This window comes from Streptomyces sp. A012304, assembly GCF_026008495.1.
In the GTDB taxonomy this organism is placed as follows: domain Bacteria; phylum Actinomycetota; class Actinomycetes; order Streptomycetales; family Streptomycetaceae; genus Streptomyces.
Window position 1 is genome coordinate 63,486 of the sequence record NZ_BQUN01000200.1, and the last position, 16,207, is coordinate 79,692.

The 16,207-nt window shown below is 71.1% G+C and carries 12 protein-coding genes and 1 pseudogene; 10 read left to right on the forward strand and 3 right to left on the reverse strand.

All coding sequences use genetic code 11. The features are described from left to right. Positions 1–17: 17 nt before the first annotated feature. Positions 18–1,124 (forward strand): ricin-type beta-trefoil lectin domain protein, encoded by a 1,107-nt coding sequence (locus tag ALMP_RS40305; RefSeq protein WP_264936969.1) that lies wholly within the window; start codon positions 18–20, stop codon positions 1,122–1,124. Positions 1,125–1,227: 103 nt separating this feature from the next. On the opposite strand, the gene ALMP_RS40310 is transcribed toward ALMP_RS40305, so the two are convergent. Next, the gene (locus tag ALMP_RS40310; protein WP_375803615.1) at positions 1,228–2,922 is read right to left on the reverse strand and encodes a PucR family transcriptional regulator; all 1,695 of its coding nucleotides are present in this window, start codon (positions 2,920–2,922) and stop codon (positions 1,228–1,230) included. A 261-nt stretch (positions 2,923–3,183) separates the two neighbouring features. Here ALMP_RS40310 and ALMP_RS40315 point away from each other — a divergent pair, with 261 nt between their 5' ends. The 4 genes from ALMP_RS40315 to ALMP_RS40330 all read left to right on the forward strand — a co-directional run bounded on the left by ALMP_RS40315 (position 3,184) and on the right by ALMP_RS40330 (position 9,361). Further along, positions 3,184–4,452 carry an aspartate aminotransferase family protein gene (locus ALMP_RS40315; protein ID WP_264936970.1) on the forward strand — a complete coding sequence of 423 codons (1,269 nt, stop codon included), beginning with the start codon at positions 3,184–3,186 and terminating at the stop codon, positions 4,450–4,452. Next, on the forward strand, positions 4,449–7,352 hold the full coding sequence (locus tag ALMP_RS40320; RefSeq protein ID WP_264936971.1) for an FAD-binding and (Fe-S)-binding domain-containing protein: 2,904 nt from the start codon (positions 4,449–4,451) through the stop codon (positions 7,350–7,352). The genes ALMP_RS40315 and ALMP_RS40320 overlap by 4 nt, the downstream gene beginning before the upstream one ends. Further along, entirely contained in the window at positions 7,349–8,788 is a 1,440-nt protein-coding gene (locus ALMP_RS40325; RefSeq protein WP_264936972.1) for an NAD-dependent succinate-semialdehyde dehydrogenase, read from the forward strand. Before ALMP_RS40320 ends, ALMP_RS40325 begins: the two co-directional genes overlap by 4 nt. A gap of 219 nt (positions 8,789–9,007) precedes the next feature. Then, positions 9,008–9,361, forward strand: a complete 354-nt coding sequence (locus ALMP_RS40330; protein ID WP_264936973.1) for a cupin domain-containing protein — start codon at positions 9,008–9,010, stop codon at positions 9,359–9,361. A 49-nt stretch (positions 9,362–9,410) separates the two neighbouring features. Here ALMP_RS40330 and ALMP_RS40335 read toward each other — a convergent pair whose 3' ends face one another. Together ALMP_RS40335 and ALMP_RS40340 are read right to left on the reverse strand one after the other, a co-directional pair. Next, positions 9,411–10,154: an IclR family transcriptional regulator gene (locus ALMP_RS40335; RefSeq protein WP_264937171.1), complete on the reverse strand. Its 744-nt coding sequence runs from the start codon at positions 10,152–10,154 to the stop codon at positions 9,411–9,413. A 224-nt stretch (positions 10,155–10,378) separates the two neighbouring features. Then, a complete protein-coding gene (locus ALMP_RS40340) occupies positions 10,379–11,125 on the reverse strand; it encodes an IclR family transcriptional regulator (RefSeq protein WP_264937172.1) in 747 nt (248 codons plus the stop codon). Between the two features lie 283 nt (positions 11,126–11,408). On the opposite strand from ALMP_RS40340, the gene solA reads away from it, so the two are divergent. The 5 genes and pseudogenes from solA to ALMP_RS40365 all read left to right on the forward strand — a co-directional run. After that, positions 11,409–12,548, forward strand: coding sequence for an N-methyl-L-tryptophan oxidase (solA, locus tag ALMP_RS40345; RefSeq protein ID WP_264936974.1), 1,140 nt, complete (start codon positions 11,409–11,411; stop codon positions 12,546–12,548). After that, positions 12,545–13,612: a succinylglutamate desuccinylase/aspartoacylase family protein gene (locus tag ALMP_RS40350; protein ID WP_264936975.1), complete on the forward strand. Its 1,068-nt coding sequence runs from the start codon at positions 12,545–12,547 to the stop codon at positions 13,610–13,612. Before solA ends, ALMP_RS40350 begins: the two co-directional genes overlap by 4 nt. Before the next feature lie 76 nt (positions 13,613–13,688). Next, positions 13,689–14,792 (forward strand): ABC transporter substrate-binding protein, encoded by a 1,104-nt coding sequence (locus ALMP_RS40355; RefSeq protein ID WP_264936976.1) that lies wholly within the window; start codon positions 13,689–13,691, stop codon positions 14,790–14,792. Further along, positions 14,785–15,924, forward strand: a complete 1,140-nt coding sequence (locus ALMP_RS40360; protein ID WP_264936977.1) for an ABC transporter ATP-binding protein — start codon at positions 14,785–14,787, stop codon at positions 15,922–15,924. The genes ALMP_RS40355 and ALMP_RS40360 overlap by 8 nt, the downstream gene beginning before the upstream one ends. Positions 15,925–15,927: 3 nt before the next feature. Continuing rightward, a pseudogene (locus ALMP_RS40365) lies at positions 15,928–16,207 on the forward strand (ABC transporter permease); the annotation flags it as partial.

Here is a 16,207-nt window from a genome sequence, read left to right on the forward strand (position 1 = left end):
CCGAAGAGGACGCCCGCATGAGAAAGTCCTGGTTTCTTCCCCTGGTCACGCTCGTCGCCGCCGTACTCGGGGTGACGGCGGCAGGTGTGACGCCTGCCGCCGCCGCCCCCAACACCCCTCTGCGGGTCATGCCGTTGGGCGACTCCATAACCTGGGGAGTGGGAAGCAGCACGGGCAACGGCTACCGGGGTCCGCTGTGGAACAGGCTTGCCGCGGACGGCCATCCGCTGGACTTCGTGGGCACGGGACGGAACGGTCCGATGTCCGACCCCGACAACGAAGGCCACTCCGGATACAAGATCCACCAGATCGCCGCACTCGCCGACGCCTCACTGACCCGCTACCGGCCCAACGTCGTGACGCTGCATATCGGCACCAACGACCTCAACGAGAGTTACCAGGTCTCCACCGCCACCGACCGACTGAAGTCGCTGGTCAACCAGATCACCGCCGCCGCCCCCGACGCTACCGTCCTCGTGGCCTCCCTGGTCGTGTCCACCAGCGGCTCGGAGGAGCGGTACAGGGCCGCGTACAACCAGGCCATCCCCCGGATCGTGAGCGACGCTCAGGCCGCGGGCAAGAAGGTCGCCCACGTGGACATGAGCAGCCTGACCACGGCGGACCTGGTCGACGCTCTGCATCCCAACGACTCGGGCTACCAGAAGATGGCCGACGCCTTCCACCGCGGCGTCCAGAGCGCGGACAGCGCCGGGTGGCTGAAGAACCCCGCCCCCGCCCCCGCACGCGTCGAGTCCGGCACCTCCGGCAAGTGCCTGGACGTCAAGGGCGCCGCCACGGCCGACGGGACCGCTGCCCAGATCTGGGCCTGCTCCGGCGGCGCCAACCAGCTCTGGTCCGCCTACACCGACGGCACCCTGCGCTCCATGGGCAAGTGCCTCGACGCTGCCGGGGGCGGCACCGCCAACGGCACCAAGGTGCAGCTCTGGTCCTGCCACGGCGGCTCCAACCAGGTCTGGCAGCCCTACAACGGCGGCTACCGCAACCTCGCCTCCGGCCGCTGCCTCGACATTCCGGGCTTCTCCACGGCCGACGGCACGCAGCTCCATCTGTGGGACTGCCACGGCGGCTCCAACCAGAGGTGGACCACTCTGGCCACCGGATGAACCCCGCGCCCGGGATCTGAGTTCTTCCCGGGCTTCGGTGTCATGAAGTCCTCACTCCGGCGGGGCGCGGGTCGCGGGGGAAGCGCACCGGACGGCACTGGCCTCAGCGGACCCGCAGGACGTCGAGGGCCGTGAGGGCCACGTGCAGTTCGGTGCGCTGTTCGCCGGACTCCAGGTCGCAGTCGAGGATCCGCTCGATGGCGCGCAGGCGTTGGTAGACGGTCTCGCGGGCGAGGCCGCCGGAGCGGGCGGCCACCGTCTTGTTGCCTGCCGCGTCCAGGTAGTGGCGCAGGGTGGTCAGCAAGTCCGTGCCGTGGCGGGCGTCATGGTCGGCGAGTCGGCCGACCCGGCGTTCGGCGTAGTCCTGGATCCGGGTGTCTTCGCGCAGTGCGAAGAGAAGGCGGCGCAGGCCGATGTCGGATCGTTCGTGGTAGGAGCGTTCCGGCGGAAGCGGCTGGCCGGGCTCGGTGGCTTCGGCCACGCGGGTCGCCTCGCGGAAGGAGCGGGCGACGGCGAGGAGGTCGGTCGCCTCGCTGCCCGTGCTCACCGTCGTCCCGGGAACCAGGTCGAGTGCGGTGCGGCTCAGGTGTTGGACCACGGGTCGCCACAATTGCTCGGGGCGCAGCGACAGAAGGACGCCGAGGCGGGTCGGTCCCAGAAGGCCGACGAGGGCCTGTGTCCCCTTCTTCTTCAGCTCCTCGGAGAGGAGTTCCTCGGCCTTGGCCGTGTCCCCCTGGCAGGGGACGTCCGCGAGTACGGCGATGAAACGGCAGCCCGCCGTGGGCACGCCCAGCGCGGCGATCCGGGCCTCGGCGTCGGCGGGCGAGCGGTAGCGCTGTTCGACGAGGTCCCGCAGCACGCTGCGGTGTGCGGCGCGTTCCCAGGGCGTGTGGTGGGTGAGACGGGCGATGGTGAGGGCCATCGCGGTTCTCTCCAGGACCGTGACGGCTTCCGGACCGAACGGGCCGAAGGCCGAGTGAGCGGCCGGGCCGGGCGGGGGCGGGAGCATGGCCACCCTGCCCCAGCGTTCGCCCTGGTACTCCACGGGTGCCACGAGCCAGCCCTCGGGGCCGGAGACGGCGGTGTGGTCGGCGGGCGGTGTCGCTCGGGAGCGCTGTTCCCAGGAGGTGAGCGCCGCCTCGGCCGTGTCACCCGAAGGCTCGCAGACGAGTGCCTGGTGGACCAGGTTCTCCAGTACGACGGTGTGGCCGCTCATCTCGGCGGCGGCGCGTACGACCTCCTCGGGCCCGGCGCCGCGCAGGGTGAGGGCGGTGAACGCCTCGTGGACGCGCTGGGTCCGCCGCATCACCTCGGCCTGGTTGCCGAGGATGACGGCGTGGACGACCTGGGTGACCTCCAGGAAGTTGACGTCCTTGGCCAGGGTGACGAGGGGCAGGCCGCGGGCCTGGCAGGCGTGGACCAGGGCCTCGGGCGGGCGGTGGTAGCGGCGGACCAGCTCGATGACCAGGGCCGCCGCGCCGATGTCGGCGAGTTCGTCGACGTAACGGCGTACGCCGGCCGGCTCCTCGGGCAGAGGCATGCCGGTGGTCAGGACGAGTTCGCCGCCCTTCAGGAAGGAGGCGGGGTCGGTCAGCTCGGTGATGTGGACCCAGCGGACGGGCCGGTCGAGCCGGGACGAAGCGGTGACCACCTGCGGCTGTCCGGCGGCCAGGACGGGAAGGGCCAGCACGTCGGCCACGGTGAACGGGCGGCTGCCGGTGTTCATGTCGCGGCCCGGCCCGCCCGCGTCGGGGCCGCCGGCGCCGGGCTCTGGAGCCGTTCGGTGGTTCTCGCTCACGGTGCCTCCATGGGGGGCCCGGCTCCAGTGCAGCCCGAGACCTTGGGGAAGTGCCCCGTCACTCTGACAAGCGTCGCTGACCTGCGCAAGAGCCCGGAGATCGCGACCACGAGGCGGAGGGGCGGGGCGAGGGCCCGGCGCGCCTGACACAACGTCCGGATGTCGCGTCCCGGCCGGACAGATCGCGCGTTGGCGCACCCCCCGCCCGCGGAGATGCTCGGAAGACCGCAGCAGACCGAACACCGAGGCCGGGAGACGAACATGACCGCACTGTCGCCGCACCTTCGCCAGGCCACGCCCGTGGTGGCGGCCCGGGGCGAGGGCGTCCACCTCTTCGACCAGGACGGCCGCCGCTACCTCGACTTCACCGCCGGCATCGGCGTCACCAGCACCGGGCACTGCCACCCCAAGGTGGTGGCGGCGGCCCAGGAGCAGGTGGGCTCGCTGATCCACGGCCAGTACACGACGGTCATGCACGAGCCGCTGCGCCGCCTGGTCGACAAGCTCGGCGAGGTGCTGCCGGCCGGCCTGGACAGCCTGTTCTTCACCAACTCCGGAAGCGAGGCGGTGGAGGCCGCGCTGCGGCTGGCCCGCCAGGCCACCGGCCGGCCCAACGTCATCGTCTGCCACGGCGGCTTCCACGGCCGTACGGTCGCCGCCGCCTCCATGACGACCTCCGGCACTCGCTTCCGGTCCGGCTTCTCCCCGCTGATGAGCGGTGTCGTCGTCACGCCCTTCCCGTCGGCCTACCGCTACGGCTGGGACGAGGAGACCGCGACCCGCTTCGCCCTGAAGGAGCTGGACTACACCCTCCAGACGATCTCCTCGCCCGCCGACACGGCCGCGATCATCGTCGAGCCGGTCCTCGGCGAGGGCGGCTACGTTCCCGCGAACCGTGCCTTCATGGAGGGCCTGCGCGAGCGCGCGGACCGCCACGGCTTCCTCCTCATCCACGACGAGGTGCAGACCGGCGTCGGCCGCACCGGCCGCTTCTGGGGCCACGACCACTTCGGCGTCACCCCGGACATCATCGTCACCGCCAAGGGCCTGGCCAGCGGCTTCCCGCTGTCGGGCATCGCCGCGTCCGAGGAGCTGATGACCAAGGCGTGGCCCGGCTCGCAGGGCGGCACCTACGGCGCCAACGCCGTCGCCTGCGCCGCGGCCTGCGCCACCCTCGACGTCGTACGCGACGAGAGGCTCGTGGAGAACGCGGAGGCCATGGGCAAGCGGCTGCGCCAGGGCCTGGAGGCGGTCGCCGACCGGACGCCGGGCATCGGCGACGTGCGCGGCCTCGGCCTCATGCTCGCCACCGAGTTCGTCACCGAGGACGGCAGCCCCGACCCCGAGACCGCCGCCCGCGTGCAGCGCGCCGCCGTCGACGAGGGCCTGCTCCTGCTGCTGTGCGGCGCCTGGAACCAGGTCGTACGGATGATCCCGGCGCTCGTCATCGACGAGACGGCGGTGGACGAGGGGCTCCAGGCATGGGCGACCGCCGTCGAGGCCGGCACATCGGGAGCGGCACGGCGATGACGGACACCACCACGGCCCTGGAGCCGCTGGTCGCGCGGCTCACCGAGACCGCTCCCGGCCTGCGGGTGGAGACCGGCCCCGGCTCCACCGGTCTCTACGCCTACGACGCCTCCAACTACCGGGTCCCGCCGAGGGCCGTGGTCTTTCCCCGCAGCGCCGACGACGTCGTCGCGGTGCTGCGGGCCTGCCGGGAGACAAGCGTCCCGGTCACCGCGCGCGGCGGCGGCACCAGCATGGCGGGCAACGCCGTCGGACCTGGCGTCGTGCTGGACTTCTCCCGGTACATGAACCGGATCCTGGACATCGACCCCGAGGCGCGTACCGCGCGCGTCGAGGCCGGAGTGATCCTGGACGCGCTGCGGTCCGCGGCCGCTCCGCACGGGCTCACCTTCGGCCCCGACCCCTCCTCGCACAGCCGCTGCACCATCGGCGGCATGATCGGCAACGACGCGTGCGGCAACCGGTCCGTGCGGCACGGGCGCACCAGCGGCCACATCGAGGCGCTGGAGATCGTGACGGCCGACGGCGTGCGGGCCGTCGCCGACCGCACCGGACTGCGGGCCGCCGACCCGGACGACCCGGACGCCGTCGGGCGTGTCGCCGGTCTGGAAGCGGAAGTGCGCCGCCTGATCGACGGCAACCTGGCGTCGCTCCGTACCGAGCTGGGCCGGATACCGCGCCAGGTCTCCGGCTACCAGCTGCACCACCTGCTGCCCGAGCACGGCTTCGACATGGCTCGCGCCCTGGTGGGCACCGAGGGCTCCTGTGCGGTCGTCACCGCCGCGACGGTCCGCCTGGTGGCGACCGCACAGGCTTCCACCCTCCTCACCCTCGGCTACGACGACGTGGTCGACGCCGCCGAGGACGTCCCGGAGATCCTGCGCTGGAACCCCACCGCCGTGGAGGGCATGGACGAGGCGATCGTCGCCACCATGCGTGCCCGCCGCGGTCCGGACTCCGTCACCGGTCTCCCCGAGGGCAGTGCCTGGCTGTACGTCGAACTCGACGGCGACGACCAGGCGGCCGTCGACGCCCGCGCCGGCGAACTGCTGGATGTGCTCGAAGCGCGGGGCCGGATGACCGGCGGGCGGGTCGTGCACAGCCCGGCCGAACGGCGCTCGCTGTGGCGGGTCCGCGAGGACGGAGCGGGGCTCGCCGCCCGCCTGGTCGACGGCGGGGAGTCCTGGCCCGGCTGGGAGGACGCGGCCGTCGCGCCCGAGGACCTGGCCGCCTACCTGCGCGACTTCCGTAAGCTGCTGGCCGCGCACGGCCTGACCGGCGTGCTGTACGGCCACTTCGGCGCGGGATGCGTCCACGTACGCATCGACTTCGACCTCGCCACGGACGCGGGGCGGGCCGCCACCCGTCGGTTCCTCTCCGAAGCCGCCGCCCTGGTCGTCGAGCACGGCGGAACCCTGTCGGGCGAACACGGCGACGGGCGGGCCCGGGGCGAGCTGCTGGAGGTCATGTACAGCCACCGGCTGATCCGGGCGTTCGCCGCCTTCAAGGAGATCTTCGACCCCGAGGGGCTGCTCAACCCGGGCGTCATCGTGGCCCCGGCCGGCCTCGACACCGACCTCGCGCTGCACACGCCTTCCGATGTGCTGCCCGTGGAGACGCTGTTCTCCTTCCCCCACGACGAGGACGGCTTCGCGGGAGCGGTACGCCGCTGTGTCGGTGTCGGCCGCTGCCGCAGCGACGCGGGCGGCGTGATGTGTCCCAGCTACCGGGCCACGGGGGAGGAGAACGACTCGACGCGAGGCCGGGCCCGTCTGCTCCAGGAGATGGTGCGGGGCGGAACCGTCCAGGACGGCTGGCGCTCCACGGAGGTGCGTGACGCCCTCGACCTGTGCCTGTCCTGCAAGGCCTGCTCCAGCGACTGTCCGGTCGGCGTCGACATGGCCACGTACAAGGCGGAGTTCCTGCACCAGCACTACAAGGGCAGAGTCAGGCCCCGATCCCACTACTCCCTGGGCTGGCTGCCTCTGACGTCCAGGCTCGTCGGGTACGCGGCCCGCCCGGTGAACGCGCTGCTGCGCGGAGCCGTCGGGAAGCTGCTCGCGCGCCTCGGCGGTGTGACCACGAAACGCCGGATCCCCGCCTTCGCCTCCCGGCGCGCGCTGCGCCGGGCCCTGCGCACGGCGCGGACCGGTGAACCGGCGAAGGCGCTGCTCTTCGTGGACAGCTTCACCCGCGCCTTCCGCCCCGAGGTGGCCGGGGCGGCGAGCCGCGTACTCGCCGACGCCGGCCTTCCCTGCACGGCGCGGGACGACCTGTGCTGCGGCCTGACCTGGGTGAGCACCGGACAGCTGTCGCTCGCGCGCCGCGTCATGGCCCGCACCGTCGCCCGCCTGGACAACGGTGACGACCGGCCCATCGTCGTGGCCGAACCCAGCTGCGCCGCTGCGCTCAAGCGGGACGTGCCCGAACTCCTCGGCACCGACGCCGCGCGGCGCGTCGCGGCCCGCGTGCACACCCTCACCGGAGCCCTGACCGACCTCGCCGCGCCCGGCTGGGCGTCCCCGGAGCTGCCGGACAACGTCGTGCTGCAGACCCACTGCCACGAGTACGCCACATTCAAGGGCCACCACCCCCGCGACCTGCTCGGCCGCCTCGGCGTGGCGAAGGTCGACGAGGCCGAGGGCTGCTGCGGACTCGCCGGCAACTTCGGCTTCGAGGCAGAGCACTACGACACCTCGATGGCTGTCGCCGGCCTCGCCCTGAAGCCCCGCCTCGACGACGTCGACCCGCGATCACCGGCGGTCGTCGTGGCCGACGGCTTCAGCTGCGCCACCCAGATCGACCACCTCGCCGGAGACCGGGGCATCCGCGCCCTGCACCTCGCGGAACTGCTCGACCCCGCCGCCGACCGACCCGGACAACCAGGAGAGTACTCATGACCGACACACCCACGCAGTTGTTCATCGGCGGGGCCTGGGTGGACGCCGCGGACGGCGCCACCATGCCCGTCGACGACCCGGCCACCGGCGAGGTCCTCTGCCATGTCGCCGACGCGGGTCCGAAGGACGCCAAGCTCGCCGAGGAAGCGGCCGTGCAGGCGCAGGAGGAGTGGGCGCGTACGGCGCCCCGGGTGCGCAGCGAGATCCTGCGCCGTGCCTACGAGATCATCATCGAGCGCACCGACGAGCTCGCCCATCTGATGACGTCCGAGATGGGCAAGCCGCTCGCCGAGGCCAGGGGAGAGGTGGCGTACGCGGCCGAGTTCTTCCGCTGGTTCTCCGAGGAGGCCGTCCGTATCGACGGCGGCCTCGCCACCTTGCCGGACGGCCGCAACCGCATGCTGCTCTCCCGCCGCCCCGTCGGTCCCTGCCTGCTGATCACCCCGTGGAACTTCCCCCTCGCGATGGGCACCCGCAAGATCGGCCCGGCGGTCGCCGCCGGCTGCACGATGGTGCTCAAGCCGGCCCCGCAGACCCCTCTCTCCAGCCTCGCCCTCGCCGCGATCCTCAAGGAGGCCGGGCTGCCGGACGGCGTGCTGAACGTCGTCACCACCTCCCGTGCGGGGGAGGTGTGCGAACCGCTCCTGCGCGGCGGGCGGATTCGCAAGCTTTCCTTCACCGGCTCCACGGCCGTCGGACAGCTCCTGCTCGCCCAGAGCGCGGAGGCGGTCGTACGGACCTCGATGGAGCTGGGCGGCAACGCGCCGTTCGTCGTCTTCGAGGACGCCGACCTGGACAAGGCGGTGGACGGCGCGATGGTCGCCAAGATGCGCAACATGGGCGAGGCGTGCACGGCGGCCAACCGCTTCTTCGTGCACCGGTCGGTGGCGGAGGAGTTCGGGCGGCGGCTGGCCGAGCGGATGGGCGCGCTGGTCGTCGGTCCGGGCACCCGGGACGGCGTCGACGTCGGCCCCCTGATCGACAGGCGGGGACGCGCCAAGGTGGAGGAACTGGTGGCCGACGCGGTCGAGCGCGGGGCCCGGGTGCTCGTCGGCGGCAGGACCCCCGAATGCCCCGGCTGCTTCTACCCGCCGACGGTGCTGGCCGGAGTCGACCCCGAGAGCCGTCTGATGGACACGGAGATCTTCGGCCCGGTCGCCGCGATCCTCACCTTCGACGACGAGGACGAGGTGATCCGCCGGGCCAACGACACCCCCTGGGGCCTGGTCGGCTACGTCTTCACCGAGGGCCTGGACCGGGCCCTGCGGGTGAGCGAACGGCTGGAGGTGGGCATGGTGGGGCTGAACACGGGTCTCGTGTCCAATCCGGCCGCCCCCTTCGGCGGCGTCAAGCAGTCGGGGCTGGGACGCGAGGGCGGCCGGGTGGGGATCGACGAGTTCCTGGAGTACCAGTACCTCGCGGTGCCCGTGCGATGAACGCGGTCATGCCCTGACCGCGCCCTGACCGCGCCGCGTCACGCACCATGACGGGCCTCCCCCGTGTCCGGTTTCCACGCCGCCGGGCACGGGGGACGGCCGTGCCCTCTCCTCGGCGACGGCCTCGGCGGCCGGCGCCTCCAACACAGTCTCCTGCCCAGGCCCATGGGTCGACCGGGGCCGCGGCTACCGATTTCTCGAGTCCAGGAAAGGAAGAACATGTCGTTCCTGAAGACCATCGACACCGATCCCTCCTTCGCGCCGCACAAGTCCGGCCCGCTCCCGGAGCGTCTGGTCTCCGGCGACCCCGCGTTCCTGACCTGGCCCCAGGACATCGCCCGCGGGGAGATGATCCATACGGGAGTCTGGGAAGCGACGCCCGGCGAGACGCGCTCGATCAAGGGCGAGACCTTCGAGTTCTGCCACATCCTCGCCGGCGTCGTCGAACTCACGCCGGAAGGTGGTGAGCCGGTGGTCTACAAGGCAGGCGACAGCTTTGTCATGAAGCCGGGCTTCGTCGGTGTCTGGAAGACCATCGAAACCGTGCGCAAGATCTACGTGATCGTGAAGTGACGGGGGCGCGGCCGTCGGCCGGGGTGAGGACCCGGAGCGGGGGCCGTCGTCAGGCCAGGTGCCGGGCGGTGATCTCCGCCGCCGTCTCGGCGACCAGCCGGCCCAGTTCGGGCAGTCGGCCGGGCTCGAAGCGGGAGTCGGGCAGGGAGACGGCCACGGCGGCCAGCGGTGCGCCCTCACCGTCGAGCACGGGTGCCGCGATCGCGCAGACACCCTGGAGGTACTGGTTGTGGTTGACGGCGTAGCCACGCTCTCTGACGCGATGGAGCTCCGCGCGCAGTTGCCCCGGGTCGGTGATGGTCTCTTCGCCGTAACCCTCCAGCGTCCCCGCGGCGACCTCTTCTATCTCGGACTTCCCCAGGTGGGCCAGGACGGCGTTCCCGGCGGCGGTGGCGTGCAGGGGCGAGGCGTCGCCGATGGCGTGGAAGGTGCGTACGGCGTGGTCGCAGTCGACGCGGTCGACGACGACCATGCCTTGCAGGGCGTCCGGCACCGACAGGTGGATGGTCTCGTTCAGCGCGTCGCGGAGCCGGATCATCGGCTCACGCGCGGCGGCGAACAGGCTGGAGCCCTGAAGGGCGGCGGGTCGCACGGCCAGGACGCGGGCGCCGATCTCCCAGCGGGTGGTGTCCTTGCGGTTCGCCCGCAACCAGCCCGCCTCGCTGAGGGTGACCAGGGTGCGCTGCACGGTGGACTTCGGCAGCCCGAAAATCCTCGTCAACTCCCCGACAGTCACGGGTTGATGTCGGGCGACTGCCTCCAGAACCCGTAGCGACCTGGTGACGCTCTTCATCTCCATTCGATGCCCCCTCAGACCTGTGGTTGCCTGGTTCTCGTTTCTTGTCTCCAGCACGGAGTCACGGACAGGATCTGTGCCGGATTTCAGCATAGCGTGCCACAATACGGCACGTAGCTGGGTTCGGTCGATCGGTGGACCGGGCAAGGCCGAGGGCCGGCTCGCGCGCTGACGCGTGCGAGCCGGCCCTCGGTCGACGGCTTGCGGCCGTCGTCTGTCGTTCAGGCGCCCAGGCGGCGCTGTGAGATCTCCGCGGCTGTGTCGGCGACGAGGCGGCCCCACTGGGGCGCACGCTCATCGTCGTACCGTGCCTCGGGCATGGAGACGGCCACTGCGGCCAGCGGCGTGCCGTCCTCGTCGAGCACGGCGGCGGCGAGGGCGCAGACGCCCGGCCGGTACTGGTTGCGGTTGACCGCGTAGCCGTCGGCGCGGATCCGGTCCAGCTCGGTGCGCAGTTCGTCGGGATCGGCGGGGGTCGTGTCGCTGAACCGCTCCAGGCCTGCCGCGATGAGGTCGTCGACGTCCTGCTGGGGAAGGTGGGCGAGGATGGCGCGTCCGACGGCGGTGGCGTGCAGCGGCGAGGTGTCGCCGATCGTGTGGAACGTGCGTACCGCCTGATCGCAGTCGACGCGGTCGACGACGACCATGCACTGCAGGGCGTCCGGCACCGACAGGTGGATGGTCTCGTTCACCGCGTTCCGAAGGCGAACCATGGGTTCACGGGCTGCCGCGAACAGGCTGGAGCCCTGAAGCGCGGCGGGTCGCACGGCCAGGACGCGGGCGCCGATCTCCCAGCGGGTGGTGTCCTTGCGGTTGGCGCGCAGCCAGCCGGCCTCCGCCAGTGTGACCAGGGTGCGCTGCACGGTGGACTTCGGCAGCCCGAAGATTTTCGTCAACTCCCCTACGGTCACGGGCTGATGCTGGGCGACCGCCTCCAGGACGCGCAACGACCTGGTGACGCTCTTCATTTCCATCCGGTTTCCCCCTGTTAATCCTCGAAATTTCTGCTGGACACCCTCTTGACTCCCGTCTGGAGCCACTGTCATTCTCTGTGCCAGATTCTAGCACAGCATTCCACATTGTGGCACGGTCCTTCGAGGGATCCCCCGAAGTGAGCCGGACTGCGAGACGCGGCGGTTGCGAGCCACAGGCCCCTAAAGGAGGACCTGGCTCCCGCCCAAATCATCTCGAATCGAACAGCCTCACGTCGAAGGCTCAGCATGCGCCTCGGCGATACGAAAGGAAAGTCCTGTGGCAGCTGCCAGGAAGCGCGTCGCGGTGGTCGGCGTCGGAACGATGGGCAGCCAGGCCGCCTGGCGGCTGGCGGCCCGTGGAGCCGACGTCGTCGGCTACGACCGCTACGCACCCGGCCACGACCGCAGCGCCGCCGGCGGCGAGTCCCGGATCTTCCGCAGCGCGCACTTCGAGGACTCCCGGTACGTCCCCCTCCTCAAGCACGCCGACGCCCTCTGGGAACAGCTCCAGCGGGAGACCGGCCGCGAGCTGCGCCGCCTGACCGGTTGCCTGCTCATGGGGCCGACCGACCACCAGCAGATGGCCACCGTCCTACAGTCCATCGCCGAGCACGACCTCGACCACGAGGTGCTGGACACCGATGCCCTGGCCAAGCGCTTCCCGCAGTACCGCATCGAGGACGGCGACGCGGCCGTTCTCGACCGCCGCGCCGGGTTCATCCGCCCGGAGCTGACCATCCAGACCGCCGCCCGACGCGCCGAGCAGTTGGGCGCCGTGCTCCACCGCTACAGCACGGTCCGCGAGATCGTCCCCGTCGCGGGCGGCGTGGAGATCCGCACCGACTCCGGCAGCGAGCGCTTCGACACCGCCGTCGTCACGCCCGGCCCCTGGGTCAATGACCTGCTGCCCGACCTGCCGTGGGAGGTGGAAGTCCGTCGCCTGGTCAGCGCCTGGTACGTGCCCACCGCCCCCGACGCCTGGTTCGGCGAGGAACGCCCGGCGTTCATCCGCACGGCACCCACCCACTGTTACGGCCTGCCCTCCCCGGACGGCGTCTCGGTCAAGCTCGGACTGTCCCGCGCGCTGCACCGGCTCGCCGACGACCCCAACCAGCTGGACCGCACCGTGCGGCCGGACGAGCTGGAGATCTTCTCCGAGCTGATCGGGCGTTACCTGCCCGACCTGCACCCGGACCCGACGCGCCTCTCCGTCTACATGGAGGGCTACACCGAGAGCAGCCGCCCCCTGGTCGGCCCGCTGCCCGGCGCCGAGAACGTCATCCTGCTCGCCGGCTTCTCCGGTCACGGCTTCAAGCTCTCGCCCGCCTTCGGTGACATCGCCGCGGACCTCGCGCTGGACGGCGCCTCGCCCCAGCCCATCGACTTCCTCTCCACCGTCGGTCGTACGGAGGCATGACGATGAACGACGCCACGCTCTCCGTCGGCACCCTGGTCGCCGAGCCGGGCACCAAGGTCCGCGGCTACGTCCACGCCGACCTCGGCACCCTCACCGCGGACATCCCGCTGACCCTCGTCCACGGGACCCGCCCCGGCCCCCGGGTCGTCATCACCGCGGGTGTGCACGGCGGCGAGTTCACGCCCGTCGACGCCGCCGTGCGACTGGCGGACGCGCTGGAACCCGCCGAGGTGCACGGACAGGTGGTCATCTGTCCGGTCGCCAACCCTCCCGCCGTGTACCAGGGCCGCCTCAACGTCTCCCCGGTCGACGGCGTGAACCTCAACCGCGTCTTCCCCGGCGACCCGGCCGGCGGCCCCACCGAGCGGCTGGCCGCCTGGCTCTTCGCGAACCTGGTCGACGGCGCCGACGTCTACATCGACCTGCACTGCGGCGGCATCGACCAGGTCCTGCGGGACTTCGTCGGCTACCGCCTCACCGGTGACCCGGACCTGGACAAGGCGACGGCCGAACTGGCAGGCTCCTTCGGCATCGAGGACGTCATCCTCGGGCTGACGCCCGAGGGCGGCAACAGCCACGCGGCCGCCGCCCGCCGGGGTGTCTCGGCGGTCCTCGTCGAGGTGGGCCAGCTCGGCCAGCGGGACGAGGCCACCGCCCTCCGCCGTGTCGACGGCCTGCTGACGTCACTTCGCCATCTGGGCGTCCTCGACCAGGACGGTTCCGTCCCGGCGCCGATCCGGGAATGGGTCTGGTCCGCCGGCGTCACCGCCGAGGCCACCGGCCTGTGGTACCCGGAGTTCTCCTTCGACGCAGACGTCATCGGCGAAGTCGCCGAGGGCGACCTCCTCGGGCGCATCGTCGACCCGACCGACGGCACTGAGCACACCGTCCACGCCCCGGCCGACGGCCGGATCTTCTACGGCATGCACGGCCTCACCGTCGCCCCCGGAACCGAACTCGCCGCCCTCGCCGTCCCGTGGGACCCCGACACGGCCGCGCGGGCCGACACCTTCCGGGCCCCCGGTCTGGGTGCCGGATCCGACGAGGCGGATCCCCGCCCCTAGACCCCCGTTCCAGCCGCCCCCCTTTCCACGTCCCCGGCCGCCCCTTCTCACGGCCAGTACCACCAGGAGGCACCAAATGAAAGATGCCCGAATAGACCGCAGACTGTTCCTGAGAGGAATAGGCGGGGTCACGGCGGGTGTAGCCGCCGCGAGCGCCCTGTCCGCCTGTGGTACCGGTACCAGCCGCGCCTCGGCCGGCGGCGGCAAGGGCGGCAAGACGGTGATCGTCCGCGACAGCGGCGGTTCCTATGGTGCGGCCCTACAGAAGGCGATCTACACGCCGTTCACCCAGGAGACCGGCATCCAGGTCAAGGTGCTCAACCTGGACGACGCCCCGCTGCTCGCCCAGATCAAGCAGGGCCGCCCGCAGTGCGACCTCATCAACAACTCGATGATGTCCCACAACAAGTACCTGAAGCAGGACGCCTTGGAGATGCTGGACCTCGACCGGATCAAGAGCGTGAAGAGCGCGAAGATCCCCGAGGCCCAGATCACCGACCATGCCGTCGGCAGCAGCTTCTACGGCGCGTGTATGGCGTACCGCACCGACGCCTTCGGCGGTAAGAAGCCGGAGTCGTGGGCGGACTTCTGGGACACGAAGGCGTTCAAGGGCGGCCGTTCGATGTGCAGCCCGGACGGTGACCTGCCGGAGCTGGAGTTCGCGCTGCTGGCCGACGGTGTCCCGATGGACAAGCTGTATCCGCTGGATGTGGACCGCGCGTTCAAGGTGCTGACGCGGCTGCGGGGCGAGATCAAGAAGTTCTGGGACAGCGGCCCGCTCCCGGGTGTGCTGCTGAGCCGCGAGGAGGTGACGATGTCCACCGTCTGGGACGGCCGGATCGCTGATCTGGAGAAGCAGGGTGTCCCGGTCACCCGGCAGCTGAACGGTATGCGCCGCCAGTTCCAGGGCTACGCCATCGCCAAGGGCGCCGCCAATGTGGACAACGCCTACAAGCTCATGGACTTCTCGCTGCGTGCCGAAAGCCAGGCTGCCCTGGCCAAGGCGTTCCCGTCGAACCCGTCCTCTCCGCTGGCCTACGAACAGCTCACCGAGGAGGAGCGCAATGCGCTCGCGGGTGCGCCGAAGTACTACGACAAGGGTTTCGACGCGGATGTCGACTGGTGGCTGAAGAACGAGGCGGCCGTCACCAAGCGCTGGTTGGAGTGGGCTCGTGGCTGATTTCGGTGTTGCCGCACCGTCGGTGGAGGTGGCCGGCTCCAAGCCGGCCACCGCGACCGGCAAGGCGCTGTCGGTGGTGGCCCTGCGCAAGACCTACGGCGACGTCGTCGCCGTGGACGAGGCGTCCATGGAGATCGCCGCCGGGGAGTTCGTGACCTTCCTCGGCTCCTCCGGGTCGGGCAAGACCACGACCCTGATGATGATCGCCGGTTTCTGCGAACCGGACTCCGGCACGATCACCGTCGGAGGCCGTGACGTCACACGCCTCGCCCCGCAGAAGCGAAACCTCGGCTTCGTCTTCCAGCAGTACCTGCTCTTCCCCCACATGACCGTGCAGGAGAACGTCGCCTTCCCGCTCACCCTGCGCGGCGTGGGCAAGGACGAGATCCGCCGCCGGGTGGGGGAGACGCTGGAGATCGCGGGCCTGTCCCGCTTCGGCGGGCGTAAGCCGCGGGAGCTGTCCGGTGGCCAGCAGCAGCGGGTCGCGCTGTGCCGGGCGCTGGTCTACCGCCCGCCGGTCATCCTCATGGACGAACCGCTCGGTGCGCTGGACAAGAAGCTCCGCGACCAGCTCCAGGTCGAGATCAAGACCATCCAGCAGGAACTCGGCCTGACCGTCATCTATGTGACGCACGATCAGGAAGAAGCGCTGGTGATGTCGGACCGTATCGCGGTGATGCGCAACGGTCTGATCGAGCAGTTCGACACTCCCCGGGAGCTGTTCGAGCGGCCCAAGACGCCGTTCGTGGCGGACTTCCTCGGCGCGGCCAACTTCCTGCCCGGCCGCGTGGAGAAGCAGGACGGCGAGCACACCCTGGTCCGCCTGGACAACTCCGGTGGCCTGATCAAGGCGCGCCGCCACGAGCTGGCCTCCGGCGCCGAGGTGAAGGTGGCTGTGCAGCCGGGCCGGCTGCGGGCCTGCGCCACCGACGACGGATTCTGTACCGGCACGGTGGAGAGCGCCACCTACGTGGGCACCCTGGTCCGCGCCGGGGTACGCATCGACGGCAAGGACGCGCCGCTGCTGCGCCTGGAGGTACCGGCCGGCCGCGGGCCCGTCGCGGGCGAGCGGGTCGGGATCACCGTCGATGCGGAGGACGTCAACCTCTTCGCCAGCGAACAGGCGGAGTGAGTCATGGCAGCCCTCACCGCCACCGCCCCTGCCAGCCCGCGCAAGCTGCTGGCTTCGCGCCGGACCCGGATCGGGATCCTGTACGCGCTGCCGGTCGTCGTCTACCTGCTGGTGCTGTTCGTCTACCCGATCTTCAGCACCCTGCTCCTCAGCCTGAAGGACGCGGACGGATCCTTCACACTGCACTGGTACGCCGACGCACTGACCGGTGTGAACCTTTCGGTGCTGTTCACCACGCTGCGGATCTCCGCGGAGACGGCCGTTTTGAGCCTGGTGTTCGGGT

Bases quoted from the DNA above. Each gene is read 5' to 3' on its own strand.
- ALMP_RS40315 (WP_264936970.1), top strand. From the start codon at position 3,184: ATGACCGCACTGTCGCCGCACCTTCGCCAGGCCACGCCCGTGGTGGCG.
- ALMP_RS40335 (WP_264937171.1), bottom strand. From the start codon at position 10,154: ATGAAGAGCGTCACCAGGTCGCTACGGGTTCTGGAGGCAGTCGCCCGA.
- ALMP_RS40305 (WP_264936969.1), top strand. From the start codon at position 18: ATGAGAAAGTCCTGGTTTCTTCCCCTGGTCACGCTCGTCGCCGCCGTA.
- ALMP_RS40325 (WP_264936972.1), top strand. From the start codon at position 7,349: ATGACCGACACACCCACGCAGTTGTTCATCGGCGGGGCCTGGGTGGAC.
- ALMP_RS40355 (WP_264936976.1), top strand. From the start codon at position 13,689: ATGAAAGATGCCCGAATAGACCGCAGACTGTTCCTGAGAGGAATAGGC.
- ALMP_RS40330 (WP_264936973.1), top strand. From the start codon at position 9,008: ATGTCGTTCCTGAAGACCATCGACACCGATCCCTCCTTCGCGCCGCAC.
- ALMP_RS40340 (WP_264937172.1), bottom strand. From the start codon at position 11,125: ATGAAGAGCGTCACCAGGTCGTTGCGCGTCCTGGAGGCGGTCGCCCAG.
- ALMP_RS40350 (WP_264936975.1), top strand. From the start codon at position 12,545: ATGACGATGAACGACGCCACGCTCTCCGTCGGCACCCTGGTCGCCGAG.
- ALMP_RS40320 (WP_264936971.1), top strand. From the start codon at position 4,449: ATGACGGACACCACCACGGCCCTGGAGCCGCTGGTCGCGCGGCTCACC.